The organism is Bradyrhizobium sp. USDA 4532 (assembly GCF_024171315.1).
GTDB classification, from domain to species: Bacteria; Pseudomonadota; Alphaproteobacteria; order Rhizobiales; family Xanthobacteraceae; genus Bradyrhizobium; species Bradyrhizobium australafricanum.
In genome coordinates this window covers 7,507,752-7,524,062 of record NZ_JALJZN010000001.1, presented here as the reverse complement: position 1 = coordinate 7,524,062, position 16,311 = coordinate 7,507,752, and the positions used below count along the sequence as shown (strand labels likewise).

The following is a 16,311-nucleotide window of genomic DNA, read 5'->3' as shown; positions in this document are numbered from 1 at the left end:
CTCCGCTGATGGCGGCCTCGGCATCGAAGCCGCCAGTTCCTCCGCTGCCGCTTATGCGCGGACTTGACGGAAGTAAAAACTTTCTTCAAAAATATTCCGATGTCAAGCGAGCGATCAACCGCGCGGGGAAAATTCCGATGGACCCAAGGAATGTCGAGGCCGGCGACGTGTTGATCTCGATCGCGGAAGATGGCGACCGCCTGTCGCGCAGGGAAGCCGTGCTGCGCTCGGATTCTGTCGGACCGGTCCTCGCCGCTCACGGACGCTATCGCTACAGCGCGATCGGGCAACGCCCGGATTTCAATTGGCCGCAAGGGCGGCGGCTTGCCGTCTACGTCGGTCTCAACCTCGAGCATTTCGCATTCGGCGACGGGCTCGGTGCCGAGCTCTGCCCCGGCGGTCCGCATCCGGACGTCCTCAACTATGCCTGGCGCGACTATGGCAACCGTGTCGGCGTGTGGCGCCTGATCGAGCTGTTCGACGAGCTGAAGCTGCCGCTGTCGGTGCTCGCAAACAGCAGCATCTATCACTACTGCCCTGAAGTCATGGAGGCATTTCGCGCCCGCGGCGACGAAATTGTCGGTCACGGCCGCACCAATTCCGAGCGCCAGGGTGTGCTTGCGCCCGACGAGGAGCGGCAATTGATCGCGGAAGCGACCGATGTCATCGCGCGAGCCGAAGGGCGGCCGCCGCGCGGCTGGCTGGGGCCCTGGATTTCGCAATCACAGGTCACGCCCGATCTGCTGGCCGAAGCAGGCTACGAGTACCTGCTCGACTGGTGCATGGACGATCAGCCGGTGTGGTTCTCGACGCGGAACGGCGGCCGCATCCTTTCAGTGCCTTATCCGCAGGAGTTGAACGATATCCCTTCGATCGTCGGTCGCAAGGACTCCGGCGAGCAGTTCGCCGCCATGATCACCGAGACGTTCGAGGAGATGCTGGCACAGTCGAAAAGGCAATCGCTCGTCATGGGAATTGCGTTGCACCCCTATCTGGTCGGCCAGCCGCACCGCCTGCGTCCGCTGCGGCGCGCCCTGCAGACAATCCTGGCGCGGCGTGACGAGATCTGGATCACCACCGCCGGAGGTATAGCCGCATTCTCGCGCGCGCTGCCCGATGGCATCGTCCCAACATGATGAAAACGAATCGGGCCCCGATCGCCTCGCCATTGCGACGAACCGGAGACGACCAGTGAGCACTGCCGACACGCTGTTTCGAAACGCCCGATTGGTCGATGGGCGCACCGTCGATATCGCCGTGCGCGATGGCCGCATCACCTCGATCGCGTCGCAATCGCCGGTCGCGGCCGGCGAAACCCTTGATCTGGCCGGACGCCTGGTGTTGCCGGGGCTGGTCGATGGTCATATCCACCTCGACAAGGGCTTCGTCGGCGACGATTGGAAGTCCCACCGCCCCTGCACCGCCGGTTTCAGCGTGCGCGAGCGCGTCAAGTTCGAGAAGGAGGCGCTTGCCGGCGCGAGGCCGATTGCGGTGCGGGCGGCCGCGCTGATCGACCTCTGCGTCGCGCAGGGCACGACCTGGATGCGCAGCCACGTCGATATCGACCTTCAGGTCGGGTTGCGCAATCTCGAGCAGGTCATGGCGGCGCGTGACGCGCACCGCGACAAGGTGTCGGTCCAGATCGTCGCCTTTCCGCAAAGCGGCATCGTGACGTCGCCGGGCGTGGCCGGATTGCTCGACGAGGCGGTTCGCGCCGGCGCGGACCTGGTCGGCGGCCTCGATCCGGCGGGTTACGATGCCGACATCGACGGGCATCTCGACGTCATCTTCGGCATTGCCGATCGGCGCGGGGTCGGCATCGACATTCACCTGCATGACGGCGGCTTGCTCGGTATTTTCGAGATCGAGAACATTGCACGTCGGACCAAGGCCCTCGGGCTCGGCGGCAAGGTCACGATGAGCCATGCCTATGCTCTCGGCGAGGTGCCGCGAGACGTGGTTCAGCGCACCGCGCAGCTGCTCGCCGAGGCCGGGGTCGCGATTTTGACCAACGCGCCCGGAGCGCATGCGTTTCCGCCGGTGTTGCTGCTGCGCGATGCCGGCGTCAATATATTCGCCGGCAATGACAACATCCGCGATTCCTGGTGGCCCTACGGCGACGGCGACCTCCTGGAGCGCGCCATGATCGTCGGCTACCGCTCCGGCTTCAGCACCGATGCCGACCTGGCGGCGGCCTTCGACATGGTGACCACCAACGCCGCGCAGGCACTCGGCCTCCCGGACTATGGGGTGGCCGAGGGCGCGGCGGCGGACTTCGTCGTGATCGACGCGCAGCACGTGCAAGAGGCCGTGGTGGCCCGGCCCAGGCCGCGCGACGTCTACAAGAATGGGCGCCTCGTCGCGCATGGCGGCACGGTCGTGACGTTGGCGCGTTGATGTGGATGTGGAGACCGGAACATCGGGAAGGTTACCCCTTGACGAGCCACCGCAATAGCGATCTCAATCCCGCGAGCCTGCACGGCAGGGCCCCGCATCCCGTTGAACATGATGGGCGGGGGCATATTGTCCGCGCTGGGCTCGTACAACCTGAGAAAAGCTTGTCCCGTGACTGAAACGACAGCATCGACCAGCCCGGCCCGCAGCGCCACACGCGGCAGACGGGCACGCGATTCCGCGTTGACCAAGGAAGCGATCCTGCACGCGGCGACGTTCGAATTCTGCCGCAACGGCATTGGCGGAGCTCGGGTTGAAGCCATCGCGAAACGCGCCAAAGCCAACATGCGGTTGCTGTACGCCTATTTCGGCGACAAGAACGGCCTTTATCTCGCCGTGCTCGAGCACGTCTACACCGAGATCCGCGCGGCCGAACAGCAACTCAAGCTCGACGACCTCGATCCGGTCGCCGCCATGCGCGAGCTGATCAACTTCACGTTCACCTTTTTCGGAGCGCACCAGAACTATATCGCCCTGATCAACAATGAGAACCTGCAGCGTGGGCGTAACCTGCGCAAATCGCGCAAGATCGCCGACCTCACGCTACCCTTGGTCGCGAGCATCGAAAATATCCTTCGCCGGGGCCTTGCGGTCGGGCCGTTCCGCAGCGACGTCGATCCGGTTCAGCTCTACGTCACGATCACGGCCATGAGCTATTTTCATGTCTCCAACCGCTACACGCTGTCGGCGATGTTCGACAAGGATCTGGGAGAGCCGGACTGGCTGGAGAAACGTCGCCACCACGCGCTGGACGTGATCATGACCTGGTTGACGGCGACGGCGGCCGCAAGCGAGGGAAAACGGAAACCGTCCGCAGCCAGAACACCGGCCGGCGCCGCACGCTAGCTCGCGCGCGGCAAATTCCGAACAGTCGGCGGGTGAGCGCTAAGGGTGCTCGCTTCACCGGGCAGCGACGACGCCGTCGCTGCGGGGATCGCTGGCGCCCTCGAGCAGTCCATCCGGGTGCCAGACGATTGCGCCGGCGTGGCCCATGAATTCCTCGAACGCACCGACCACCTGGATGTCGTGGCCGAGCGCCCGCAGCGCGTCGACGACGGCAGGATCGAAACGCGATTCGATCTTGAGATTGTTGTTCTCCTCGCCCCATGTGCGACCGAGCAGCCAGCGCGGCGCGGTCACTGTCGACTGAAGGTCCTGACCGTGCAACGCGTAGCGGGTGAAGATCGCCGCCTGGGTTTGCGGCTGCCCTTCGCCGCCCATCGTGCCGTAGGACAACAGCCGGCCGTCGCTGAGTTCAGCCATTGCGGGCTGAATGGTGTGGAACGGCAGCCGCCCAGGTTCCAGGCGGTTGATATCGGTCTCGGCGAGACCGAAGCTCGTCCCACGGTTCTGCCAGGTGACCCCGCTTTGGGGCAGGATGACGCCCGAGCCGAACTCCCAATAGATGCTCTGAATGAAGCTGACGCTAAGGCCGTTCCGGTCGGTCGCAGCGAGCCAGACCGTATCGCCCTGGGCCGGCGGGTCAGGCCAGCGCGCTGCATGATCGACGGCGACCGTCTTTTCGAGCGTCGCAATGGACTCGTCGGTGAGAAACTCGGCCGCCGACCGTGCCATGTAGTCGGGATCGGTCACGTAGCGATTGCGGATGCGGAACGACGCCTTCGTGCTCTCGACCAGCCGGTGCAGATGATCGACCCCGTCCGCCTCCTTCGCCATGCGCCGGGCATAGAGCGCAAGAATCAACAGCGAGGCCAGGCCCTGCGTCGGCGGCGGCATGTTGAACACCTTGTGCCCGGCCACATCGACCGACAGCGGTGTCACCAGCGTGGCTTGATGCTGCTCCAGATCGAATAGGCGGAGCGGGCTGCCGAGCCGTTCGAGATCAGCGGCCATCGAACGCGCCAGGTCGCCGCGATAGAAATCGGAAAGGCCGGCTTGCGCCAGCTGCCGCAACGTGTCTGCCACGCGCGGCTGCCGCAACCGCGCGCCGACTGCAAGCGGAACGCCCTGCGGCAGATAGACATCGGCAAAGCCCGGCACATCCTGCAGCTCAGCGCGCTTCTTCGAGGTGTTGTCGTGCAGGGTCTGGGTCACGGCGACGCCATCGGCGGCGTAGCCGATCGCAGGTTCGAGCAGCCGCGACAGCGGCATGCGCCCCCCATGGCGATCGCGGCTGAGCTCATAGGCCTTCTGCCAGCCATCGACGGTCCCGGCGGCGGTGAGTGCCGCGAGCGGTCCGCGGCTTGGGATGGTGCTGCAGCCATGCTCGCGATACCAGGCGCGGCTGGCGGCCTTCGCCGACCGTCCGCACGCCTGGATTCCGACCGGTGCGGAGCCCGCCCGGCCGACCAGCCAGAAGCTGTCGCCGCCGAGGCCGTTCATATGGGGATAGACCACCGCGATCGTGGCGGCGGACGCAATCATCGCCTCGACCGCATTGCCGCCTTCGGAGAGGACAGCGAGCCCGGCCTGCGCCGCAAGGTGATGCGGCGCGGTCACCATTCCGCTATAGCTTCGCTTGGTCTGCAGCATCAACGCGTTCTCCGAAAGCAGCAGCTTGTAATAATATTCTTACTTACATTGTCAAGCAGCCGTCGCCTCGCCGCGGCTGCGCGAAGGGCTGGCGGAGGTGCCGCGCGAGGTGGATCAAGGCGAAGCGGAAATCGGCCGCGCAAAGCTGCGCGTCAGCGGCAGCGGGGCGGGTCGCCGAATTCCCGGAGGCCCTGAATCTGTTCCGAAAAAGATGCAAAAAATGTAGTCTCCCGAACCATGGCGACGATCCACGAATTCGGCCCCTACCGCCTCGACGCGGAAGCCGTGATGCTGTTTCGAGAGTCCGAACCGGTCGCGCTCGGGCGGCGCGCGGTGACGCTGCTGCGCCTGCTTGTCGAGCAGGCCGGAACGCCGGTTTCCAAGGACGCATTGATGCAGGCGGCGTGGCCGGGGCTTGCGATCGAGGAGAGCAACCTGACTGTGCAGATCGCCGCTCTGCGGCGGGTATTTGCCGACGTAGAGGGCGGCGCGACCTGGATCGAGACCCTGCCGCGCCGCGGCTACCGTTACGTCGGGCCACTGGTCGCTGCCGAATCCGGCGCCGGCCTGCCCACCTCGCCGGCACCGACGGTGCCGGATGGGCCGTCGCTTGCGGTGCTACCGTTCTCGAATCTCAGCGGCGATGCCGCGCAGGAATATTTTTCCGACGGAATCACGGCAGACATCATCGCCGAACTGTCGCGCTTCCGCTCGCTGTTCGTTGTCGCCCGCCACTCCAGCTTCGCCTACAAGGGCAAGACGCCCGAGATCAAGCGAGTCGGCCGCGAACTCGGCGTCAGGTACGTGGCCGAAGGAAGCGTGCGCAAGATCGGCAGCCGGATGCGGGTGACCGTCCAGCTTCTCGATGGCGCCAGCGGTTACAATCTCTGGACCGAGCGCTACGACCGCGAACTCGAGGACATCTTCGCCCTGCAGGACGAGATCGTCCGCGCAATCGTCGCAGCCCTTCCGGGCCGGCTCGAGGACGCCGGCCGCGAGATCGCCAGACGCAAGCCGACCCCGAGCATCACCGCCTATGACCTGGTTCTGCTGGGCAACGAGCGGTGGCGTCAATTGACGGTGAAGGGCATGGCGGAAGCCAGGCAGTTTTTCCGGGACGCCGTCGCGCTCGATCCGCAATATGCCCGCGCTCACATCAACATTGCCTGGACTATCGTCTGCGACGTGTTTCTCGAATCGCCCGGCATGGCGAAGCTCGACGACGCGCTGAGCGAGATCGAGACCGCGCTCGACATCGACGGCGGCGACGCCTGGGCCCATGGCGTCTTCGCGCAATTGCTGTTCCTGCGTCGCGAGGACGCCAAGGCCGAAATCCATTTCAGCCGGGCTCTCGCGCTCAATCCAAACGACGCCGACGTCGCCGCCGTTTTCGCGAACATTCTGGTCTACTGGGGACGGTGGCGAGAGGCCCTCACATGGATCGGTGCGGCCAAACGACTGAATCCCTTCGCGCCCAATCTGTACCACTGGTACCACGCGCTCGCCCTCTATTCGGGGCGCCAGTACGATGAAGCAGTCAAGACGCTGATGGAGGCGCGATCCCCCGACCGCTGGTCGCACAGTCTGCTTGCCGCCTGTTATGCGCAGATGGGTCGGCACAGCGAAGCGCGATCCGAAGCCGAAGCGTTCGTCACGGAACGTTGTCGAGAAATGAGCGCGAACGGCGCAACGCCGCCAGCGAACACCCTCGATCTCGTTCGAGCACGGGCAAAAAGGTACAGAATTTCTGCCGAACGCGAGCACTTCCTCGACGGCTTGCGCAAAGCCGGCTTATCCGGCTGAGCCGTAGCGAGGGTCACAACAGGCTGTTCGAAATTGACCGACAGCGGTGCTCCGCCTCGGCTTGCTTCAACCTCAAATTTCTGAGCCGCCGCTGCTGTCCGGATTGTGCAATGGTGGAGGATCGACGCTTGGCGTGGCGAAATTCGTAGCCCGTTGTAGCGGGGGAGCGCTGCCGCCATTCCCAACACTCAGAAAAACGCCTCCAATGCGCGCTGTGCGGAAGCAGCTCTTTATAGAGGTCGAGGACGAAGGGGAGCGTCTCCGCGGAAAACCGCAGCCCCCGATCTTTGAATCTTTTGGATCTGGCCTGGGATCAGCTCAATCTGAGGAGATCGAGCATTGGAAAACTCCATGAAGGCGTCTGAGGTTTCGAATATTTGATTCACGAGCCCGCGATGCTCTGGTTCAATGATGGAGTAAATGTCGGGTTTGTCGCACCTCCACCATCCTGACCATAGTTCCGCTTTCTTCTCGTTGGGATCAAAAATAAGGATGAGCGCCCCTCCGTCCTCATAGATGAGCTCGGCGGGCACGCAGCCGTGTTTGATCAGCGTTTGCAGAACGTGGCAGAACTCATACCCAAATACGTACACATCAGGCTTTAGCTTAACGACTATGGGTTGGTCTGCGTTATCGTACCCGAAGGAATCGGTACTGCTTGGCGGTTTAATCACTTTGATGCTTCCCGCGCTTGCGCCATGAAGCGAATCGCTTAGCCGCCTGCTTGGATCAGTGATCCTGGTCGGTCAGCCGATACATCAGGCGCTCACCTCGATACCCTTGAGAGCATTAGCCGTCCGTGCCCGACGCTCTGAGATACGTCGCTCTATGCCGCGCCGGCGATCGGGTATCGGAACCTGCGAATCCCGCACGTTGCTCCTTCGCCGGACAAGAATTCGCCGATCAGCTACCCTGCGTTCCGTACCCACTTTTCGGTCGTCTCTCCGCACCACGCTTGCCGATCCGGCGATCGCTCTCTCCGGACGGGCGGCGTAAGCCCTGCGCGCCACCACTTCGCGGAGCGCCAGCCAGATGAACTCGCTGTTGGTGGAAAGATATCGCCGCCATAACTTGCGCGGCTCCATCATCAGGCGCCAGAACCACTCGATACCGAGCGATTGGAATAGCCGAGGAGCGCGCCTGATAAAGCCGGCCAAGACGTCGAAGCTGCCGCCGACCCCCAGAATGACGGGAACTTGCAGCCGATCCCGATAGCGTTCACTCCATACCTCCTTGAACGGGGACGGCAAGCCGATAAAGAGAATGTGGGCGCCGCTGGCTCGTATCTCATCGACGATAATTTCGTGCTCGTCCGGACCGAAGTAGCCGTTCCGAAAACCAGCGATCTTCAGCTGCGGAAAGCGCGCCTCGCAGACCCGCACGAGCTTTTCGACGACCTGCTGGTGCGCCCCTAGAAAATAGACACAAAGTCCGTTGGACGCGGCCCCCCTTAAAAGTCCTTCCATCAGATCGATGCCGGCCACGCGTTCCGGCATGTGTTGACCTGACGCTCGTATTGCCCAAACCACCGGCATACCGTCCGCCACCGTCATATCGGCCGCGGAACATGCGTGCGCCAACTCCACGTCTCGCCGCATCATGCAGAGATGCGACGCATTGATCGTCATCACGATGTGAGAATTGTTCGAGCGGAGACAGATATCGACACAGCGCCGCGCCGCCTGATCGAGCGTAACCGCATCAAATTCGACGCCCAATAGGCTCGCGTGTTGCTTCATCTGCTCAACTCCCCTGCGGCGATTGCCGGCCGGCTTGCCACCGAGCCACTTGCTCGGCGTCCAGGCGAGCCGTGGCAGCTCGTTTACCCAGTCTCAGGCACGCGTGCTGATAGGTACGAAGAAAACGTCTGAACTCGGGGTCATTATAGCGCGGCAACCCCTTTGCCCAGCTGCTGAAGTAACCCCAAAGCATCGCGATGCTTCCGATGAACATTGGGTGCGCGCGAAGACGGGAAGCCGCCACCGCCAGATAGTAAAACGGCGAAGTGCCCATGAAATACTGACCGAAGCCAGCACGAATTCTGCCTGCCCAGATGCTCTTCTGGCTGGCCCCTTGCGGACGAAGGTGGACGAATCGAATTGGCTCTGAATCGACGCTCTCCGCGATCCAGCCCAGCATTCTGGCGCGGTGGCAATCGATGCCATCCCACATGACTTGTCGCACGAAACCGCCGATCTGCTCGAAGCACTCAACCCGATAGAACTTCGTCATTCCAACCGACATTTCGTCGCCGCAGATTTCGGGCACGAGATCGCCGGTTTGGGGATGAACGAACCAGGGTTTGCCTGAGGTCGTCCCGATACGTGGATTATCCTCCATTCGCTGCATCAGCAGTTCGAAGTAGCGAGGCGGCAGGTCGAGATCCATATCAAGCTTGCACAAATAGCCGAAGTCGCCGAGCGACACTTGATCGAGACCATCATAAAACGCCTCAATCACGCCGGGCCCTACCCGCCGATGGCCTCGGTCATGGCGGCGCACGACGCGCAGATAAGGCAACCGCGCCGCATACTCTTCCAGAATCCGTGGCGTCTCGTCGGTGGATCCGTCGTCAACGACGATCCACAGCGCAGGCGGCACCGTCTGTTCAGCCACGCTGTCCAGCGTACGGCAGAGATAGGCTCCCTCATCGCGGCAGGGCGAAATCAGCACATACCTGCGCGGCGTGGCGCTGTGCGGAACACCTGAAGCGCGACTGTCAAGCTCGTACACAGGTCTACTCCCGGTAATATCCTTCGGACCTGACGCCATTTCTTGCCTCGATGGTTCTAAGCTCGACGGGATCGATCTGGTTGAGCACAATGGTCGACACGCGCTCACGGATGAGCTGCGTTACCGACAAGGCTTCGAGCACGCTCGTGCGCTTGGTTTGACCGCATTCCACAACGAAGACGAACTCATCGATGAAGCGCTCGATCAGCCTTGCATCGACGACCGACATGATCGGCGCCACCTCCACCACAATGTAGTCATAGGACTTCCGTGCCACGGCGAGCAGGTTTTCCATTTCCCGCGAGCCCAGGAGTTCAGCAGCGTTGGGAATCCGAAGCGCGCAGGCATTCGGCAGGACATCCAGCCCCGAATGCGGTCGCTTGCAAATAAACTCGCCAAGACGGGAAGGATCTTCCAGCGCTTCGAAAAGCCCTACCTTCGCATCGGGGGACAGTGCAGTCGTGAGGTTCCGGAGATGAAGGTCGGCATCGATCAACAGCGTGCGCGATCCAGAGGACGACAATATGAGCGCGGCAAGATTGGCGGCAACGACAGTCTTTCCCTCTTTCGAAACCGCCGACACGACGCCGATGACTTTGCCCCCGGTCGAGGCGGACGAACGATCGAGCATCGCCTTCACATTTCGAAGACCTTCCGCGAAGCGCGAGAAGGGGGCAGCAAGGACATGCTCCTCGATTGGCAATTGACCAGCATAGACGAAGGGCAGTCCGATGCACCGCGTCTCGGTCACCTGCTCGACGGCCTTGGGCGTACGGAACACATCCGCCATCCATTCACGTCCGAAGGCAGAGCCTATGCCGAGAAACAGACCGAGAAGAATGCTGCCTGCCGCCACGACGAGGGTTTTCTTGGAACTCTTTGTCAGCGGCGGAACCGCTCTCGTGATGATCTGCGCACTTTGGGCCGGAAGCGTCTCCGCCTGCGCCGCCTCGATCTCCTTATGCTTTTGCAGGAATCCGCTATAGAGATTGCGCAGCGCCTCGGCAGCGCTCTCGAGTTCGCGCAGCTGGCTTCCGGTTTCCGCGGAAAGCTTCGCGGCGGTGTCTTCGAGTTCAGTCTGTCGTGCCCTAGCGACTTCGTATTCGCTGGCGTAGGAATCGGTAATGCGCCCCTCGTCGGACCGAATGGCGGCGTCAACGCTGTTGAGCTGCGCACGAAGTTTGACGACAGCCGCGTGCTTGCGACCGACGCGAGCTTCCATCTCCGCAAGCCGAGACGCAAGGTCGCGCTTTTGCGTGCGGAGACGCGCAAGTTCGCTGTTGTTGAGCGCGAAGTTGATGACCGCCGCTCGCTTGTCGTTGAATAGCGCGTCCGTCGACACGGCCGACGGAATCCCGTTTGCCTCTGTCCGCTTGATCCGGTCGAGACGCTCCTTTGCTTCAACTGCCGCGAACTTGGCATTCATCAGCTGGGTATTCAGACTTGCCAGGAGCTCGGTATCCTGAGCGCCAGTGCTGCTGAGATTGTTAGCCGTCTTGAAGTCCTGCAGCGCCTTGTCAGCATCGGCCACCTGCTTCTTCAGCTCGATCAGCCGCTCCTGCAGCCACTTACTCACCTTCTGCGTTGATTTCAGCTTTGCGTCCTGCAGGGACGCGAGATAGCTATCCACGATTCCGTTGGCGATCTTCGCGGCCTTCTCCGCGCTCTGCGACTCGACCGTTACGTTGATAACGTTCGCGACATCCTCACGTGCAACAGTCACCCGCTTCAGCAGAGATTCGAGCGCCGCTCGTTCAGCGGCTGCAGTGGCTTCCGTCGTGCTGGAGTTCCCGTCTGTGGCGCTGCCAAGTGCAGATCGCCCGGCAAACTCGCCATCACTGGCCAGACCCAGCGAGCGAATAACCGGAAGCAGGACCCTGTCTGATGACAGTACGTAGAGCTGACTGCCGACCTCCACTTCATCCATCGTCGGCTGATCTACGATCTTGTTCGTCTGCAGATAACGATTGAGACTTCGATCGATGAGGATGCGTGCACTGCTCTTGTAGGGCGCCTTCATGACCACAACGGAAGCCACGGCAACCGCCAGCCCAATCAACAGCCCGATAACGGGCAACCGCCATTCGCGGCGCAGAACGTCGACAATGTCCCATAAGCCGAAAGCGGGACGGCCCGCCGCAGGCGGACCATAGTCTTCCGCAAGTGGCTGGCCGTATTCCTGAATAACCAATTGATTGGTTCTGGTGTCCATGGCTTCGTTTGATCAGTGGGCCGGTTGGGGAACCGGCGACGGCGGTTTCGTATGCATCTCGGCATTCGACAAAAGATTGACGCTCGCTATGCCATCAGCTGGATGTTTCGGCCGACGGACATTCAGAAGATCATGCACGATCAGTTTGCTGGCGCGCCCCTCACCGAACGGATTGGCACCGAGAGACATGGCTTCGTGCTCCGCTGGCACATCGAGCAGGCGCTCGACGCCTGCAACAATGCGAACCGGGTCGGTGGTGACCAGGCGAGCGACGCCGGCGTCAACGGCCTCCATGCGCTCGCTGGTATCTCGCATGACAAGCACGGGCTTGCGAAGCGCCGGCGCCTCCTCCTGAATTCCACCGGAATCCGTGAGGATGAGATACGAACGCGTCATGAGGTAGACGAACTCGGGATAGTTAAGGGGTTCGATCAGGAAGATATTCGACGCATCGCGCAGATGGTCGAACACCGGCCCGCGCACGTTCGGATTCAGATGGACGGGATAGACGATCTGAATATCGTCCCGCCGACTGATCGTCTTCAATGCCTCGCAGATTTGCCGGAACCCGGATCCAAAGCTCTCGCGCCGATGTCCAGTCACGAGGATGAGCCGCTTCGAGGTATCGAGCCATGAGTATTTCGCTTCAAGCGACCGACGAAGCTCGCCCGGTTGAGAGATATTTGAAGCCATACGAAGCAGTCCGTCGATCACGGTATTGCCGGTGACAATGACGGCGTCTGGCGGATACCCCTCCTTCAGCAGGGCAGAACGCGCCCGCGACGTCGGTGCATAATGCCTCGTCGTAACGACGGCAGTGACCCGCCGATTGGCCTCCTCCGGCCATGGACTCATGAGATTGCCGGTTCGCAATCCCGCTTCGACATGCCCGACACTGACCGACCGGAAGAACGCGGCAAGTGCAGCCGCCGTACTGGTTGCGGTGTCGCCCTGTACAAGAACGTAGTCCGGATTGTAGTCGGCGATGATCGGATCGATTCCGGTCATGACCGCGCTGAACACTTCGCTCAACGACTGGTTCGGTCGCATGATGTTCAGGTCGTAGTCAGCCTTCAACGAGAAGGCCGACATCACATCATCGAGCATCTGACGATGCTGGCCCGTCACGCAGACGCGCGTATCAATTCCTTCTGCTTCGCCCAGCGCAAGCACAAGCGGTGCCATTTTGATCGCCTCTGGACGAGTACCAAATACGCTAAGAATACGCATGAACCCCGACGCCGCCTGTGTTCAATGATTTGCCGTGTTGAATATTTTTGTCGTTTCGAAATGATGCGGCACGCTACCGGATTTTCCCGACGCGTTCATCGCCAACGTTGGCTCGGCACATGTTAAATGAAATTTATAGCTAATTCTCGGAGTTGCCGCAGAGCGCGTTGCGCATCATCGAAGCCGGCTGTTGTCAGGCGGTTCCAGATTTAACCTTTTCGGGTTAACGCGCACTCAGTCATTGTCCGCTGACGTTCTTCGCTACTGCCAGCGAGTTCCAGATTTAACTTCTCCAGGTTAACGCGGATTCGCTGTACCGTTCGCAAATCTTCGCCGATGCGTCCTCGTGCTTGCATTCGCAACGGCACGGCGGGAATGCCAATGCGCGTGCAATGAACTCCACAGGCTCGCATTATCCAATTTCGGGAAAACTTGTACAAAACAAGATTAAATAGCGTATCTGGACTAGCGTTGATTGGCGCCATTGCGCGCATCGTGACGACGATCAACGCACAACTCGCTCCTGGTCGAAAGATTCCGGAAGTCGTGTGGCCGGCACTTTCCGGCATTTGATAGGTCGGAGGCAGCGCCTCGTGGAAGGCAAGGTTTTACTCCTCTCGCAGCGTCGGATTTCCGATCTTGTTGCATTTTGCCTCAGCTATGAGTTCGAGGACAATTTGGCGGCGATGACGCGCGCCGATCGGTTCGATGTTCAAAATCGCGCTGCGCTGGAGTTCTCGCGACGGGTCTACAAGTGGACGCGCCTTGCATCAGGATCGACCAAACTGGCAGGTGTGCTGGCACCCTCCCCGCCGCAACTGCGGCTGCAACGTGATTACGAACTGTTCTTCCCGATCTTCAGCAATGCGTATCAACTTCACTCGCTCGCCGCGATTCCCGACTGGCGCAAACGGTGTCGCAAGGCCGCATGCTTCATCACTGAAGTCTGGGCAGATGACATCCCGGAGTATCTGGTCGAGCTCCTGTCCGGATTTGATCATATATTCGTCGGCCTGCATCACTGCGCACCGCAGATTGCGCGAATAGCAGGTCGACCGTGCAGCTATCTGCCGCTGGCGGTCGACGTTGAGCGGTTCGCGCCGAAGCCTGAGCAGCAGCGATCGATCGCCGTGTGCAATATCGGACGTCGTTCGGCGACAACCCACGCCGCGTTGCTGACCGGCGCCAAGAGAGAGCGCTTCTTCTACTACTACGACACTGTGGCGGCGAGCGGTTCGAACCGAAAGGAAAGGACGTTCCGGGTCGATAATCCGGAGGAACACCGCATCATGATTGCGAATATCCTCCAGCGCAGCCGCTATTTCATTGCCAATCGCAGTCACGTCAACAACCCGGAATTCACGGCCGGCCGTGACGAGATTTCCGCCCGCTACTATGAAGGCGCTGCAGCCGGGGCGGTGATGGTTGGAGAAGCGCCGCGCACCGAAGAGTTTGCATGGCAGTTCGACTGGCCCGACGCCGTCATTCATGTACCCTTCGATTCGCCCGACATTTGCCAGATCCTCGAAGCGTTGGACGCAGACCCGGCGCGACTGCGAGCGGTTCAGAACGCAAACGTCCGGGAAGCCGCGCTGAGGCACGATTGGCTCTACCGCATACAGACGGTATTCGACATCCTCGGTATTGCTCATACCGATCAGATGCGCGCACGAGCCAACCGTCTGCGCCAGATCGCCGGATCCTTTGAGCTGCCAGCGGCCGCCTGAAATCGTCGCCCTCGCGTGGTGCGGAGCAATGCGGCGTTTCCGCCGGTTTATGGTTAACGGCCTGTTAAGCGGCGGCTGCTACATCCCGGCAGGTAGGCGATCCTTTTCATACGATCGCCAGGGTGTCGCGAACGTCCGCAATGGCGGACAAACGTCAAGCTGCGTATCCAGGCATGAAACGCTCCAGTCAGCTCCCCTCGGCTCAGGCGGCCATCCTCAATGCGCCGCCCTTGCCACGTCAGGCAGACAGGCTTGCTGCACCTCTGCGACGGCGTGGCGCCTGGACGCAATTCGTCGAAGCCCGCCTGCGCGAGCCCGTAAATCCGGAACGAAATCCCGCCGAGCTGCCGCCAGACAGTCCGACCGACAAGCAACCGACGATCCTCGGCGACAATCCGAGCTTGCCAGGCGGTGGGCCGACGAATGAAGCCCACCCGGTCCCCGACTTGGAACACCTGCAGCCGATCGTGCTCCCGCAGGATGAGGTCAGTCTGCGCCTGAATGAGGCCGCGGAGAACATCGGCCGCTGGACAAATGTGGCTCCGCCTGATGCCGGACCAGACGACGGGTCCGTCTCCTCTGCGGCCGATCCAAGCGATGCTTCAGCGGAGGAATCCGACAACGACACGCAGCCAGCGCCACCGGACTCGCATGCTGGCTCAGCCGTTGCCTCGTACGCGCCTGAAGCAGATGGAGGAGAGGGATTCAGTCCGGCCGCGGACCCAGGTCCGAACTCGGTGCCGCCGGCGTCAATCCGTCCAGCAGTGCAACCGCCCGTGCACACCAGCACCGCCGAGGCGAGCGTCGCGGTGCAGAAACAGCAGATCATACTGATCGACAAGCTGATCGCGGAAGACCTTCAGAGCTCGCCGCGAGACCGACGTTCCATCACCAGCGAATGGAAAGTGCGCAACTTTGTGTGGTTCCTTGCTCCGACAGCGGTTCTGCTGGCGATTGGCACTGGAATGCTCATGCGGGGCAATGTTGCATCCGTGTTCAATACAACACCCCAGGTTGTCAGCCATTCGAACGCGACGCCCGTTCAGTCGCCACCGCAAAGCAGACGCAAGCTGAAACCGGTAATTGCCACGTTCGTACATCGTGCTCCGATCGAAGCAGCCGCGCCCGCACCACCCGCACGTTCACTGCCGACGACATATGGGATTTTTGCGTCAAGCATCGGGCGGATGATCCGGCTCGAGCCGATGAACATCCGCCTTCCCGACAGCCGGATCGCCGTGTCGGTATTGACCACGAAGCCGGGCACGGTTGTGGTGCCGCACGGCCCGCTTTCGTTTGTCGCGTATCAGCGCGAGCTTATGACAAGCGCGCCCGACAACGCACAATTGCGCATTCTCGCCCAGGTGGCACGAACACCGTCGTCACCGGCAGTCGCTATGGCCAACGATGCCTGGGCTATCCGGTCCGTTTCCGTCGACCTGACCGTAGCGCCGGTCCCTGAAAGCCGCGAGATGGTCGAGCTGCAGCCAGTGAACCCAGATCTCGTCCTCTCACCCGGCCGTTACGTGCTGGTCTTCAAAAACCAGGCCTACGACTTTGTCGTAGCCGGCAAGGTTACCGATAAGGCTCATTGCCTCGAGAGGGCGGAAACGCCGGACGGCGACAGGTTCACCGAGTGCCGCAGGCTCCCGTAATGTA

11 protein-coding genes are annotated in these 16,311 nt (G+C 61.6%); 6 read left to right on the top strand and 5 right to left on the bottom strand.

Annotation, left to right across the window (positions count from 1 at the left end):
• Positions 1 to 8 precede the first annotated feature (8 nt).
• The 3 genes from J2R76_RS34730 (at position 9) to J2R76_RS34720 (ending at position 3,300) form a co-directional block, all read left to right on the top strand.
• Positions 9 to 1,136, top strand: a complete 1,128-nt coding sequence (locus J2R76_RS34730; protein ID WP_168855413.1) for a polysaccharide deacetylase family protein — start codon at positions 9 to 11, stop codon at positions 1,134 to 1,136.
• 55 nt (positions 1,137 to 1,191) lie between these two features.
• On the top strand, positions 1,192 to 2,397 hold the full coding sequence (locus J2R76_RS34725; RefSeq protein WP_253589190.1) for an amidohydrolase family protein: 1,206 nt from the start codon (positions 1,192 to 1,194) through the stop codon (positions 2,395 to 2,397).
• Between the two features lie 126 nt (positions 2,398 to 2,523).
• A complete protein-coding gene (locus J2R76_RS34720) occupies positions 2,524 to 3,300 on the top strand; it encodes a TetR family transcriptional regulator (protein ID WP_233475250.1) in 777 nt (258 codons plus the stop codon).
• A 54-nt stretch (positions 3,301 to 3,354) separates the two neighbouring features.
• Here the strand turns inward: J2R76_RS34720 and J2R76_RS34715 are convergent, their stop codons facing one another.
• The gene (locus tag J2R76_RS34715; protein WP_057017410.1) at positions 3,355 to 4,947 is read right to left on the bottom strand and encodes a gamma-glutamyltransferase family protein; all 1,593 of its coding nucleotides are present in this window, start codon (positions 4,945 to 4,947) and stop codon (positions 3,355 to 3,357) included.
• Positions 4,948 to 5,184: 237 nt separating this feature from the next.
• Between J2R76_RS34715 and J2R76_RS34710 the strand changes: the two genes are divergently transcribed.
• Entirely contained in the window at positions 5,185 to 6,750 is a 1,566-nt protein-coding gene (locus J2R76_RS34710) for a tetratricopeptide repeat protein (RefSeq protein ID WP_253625499.1), read from the top strand.
• 758 nt (positions 6,751 to 7,508) lie between these two features.
• Here the strand turns inward: J2R76_RS34710 and J2R76_RS34705 are convergent.
• The 4 genes from J2R76_RS34705 to wecB are packed head-to-tail and all read right to left on the bottom strand — an operon-like array spanning position 7,509 to position 12,925.
• Complete coding sequence (locus tag J2R76_RS34705; protein ID WP_253589187.1) at positions 7,509 to 8,489, bottom strand: WecB/TagA/CpsF family glycosyltransferase; 981 nt, start codon at positions 8,487 to 8,489, stop codon at positions 7,509 to 7,511.
• A 4-nt stretch (positions 8,490 to 8,493) separates the two neighbouring features.
• Entirely contained in the window at positions 8,494 to 9,483 is a 990-nt protein-coding gene (locus tag J2R76_RS34700; protein WP_253625498.1) for a glycosyltransferase family 2 protein, read from the bottom strand.
• Positions 9,484 to 9,487: 4 nt separating this feature from the next.
• Positions 9,488 to 11,695, bottom strand: coding sequence for an AAA family ATPase (locus tag J2R76_RS34695; protein WP_253589185.1), 2,208 nt, complete (start codon positions 11,693 to 11,695; stop codon positions 9,488 to 9,490).
• 12 nt (positions 11,696 to 11,707) lie between these two features.
• Positions 11,708 to 12,925 (bottom strand): non-hydrolyzing UDP-N-acetylglucosamine 2-epimerase, encoded by a 1,218-nt coding sequence (gene wecB / locus J2R76_RS34690; protein WP_082653799.1) that lies wholly within the window; start codon positions 12,923 to 12,925, stop codon positions 11,708 to 11,710.
• 593 nt (positions 12,926 to 13,518) lie between these two features.
• On the opposite strand from wecB, the gene J2R76_RS40875 reads away from it, so the two are divergent.
• The gene (locus J2R76_RS40875) at positions 13,519 to 14,652 is read left to right on the top strand and encodes a glycosyltransferase (RefSeq protein WP_253589184.1); all 1,134 of its coding nucleotides are present in this window, start codon (positions 13,519 to 13,521) and stop codon (positions 14,650 to 14,652) included.
• A 140-nt stretch (positions 14,653 to 14,792) separates the two neighbouring features.
• Positions 14,793 to 16,307, top strand: a complete 1,515-nt coding sequence (locus J2R76_RS34680) for a hypothetical protein (RefSeq protein WP_253589183.1) — start codon at positions 14,793 to 14,795, stop codon at positions 16,305 to 16,307.
• Positions 16,308 to 16,311: the final 4 nt, after the last annotated feature.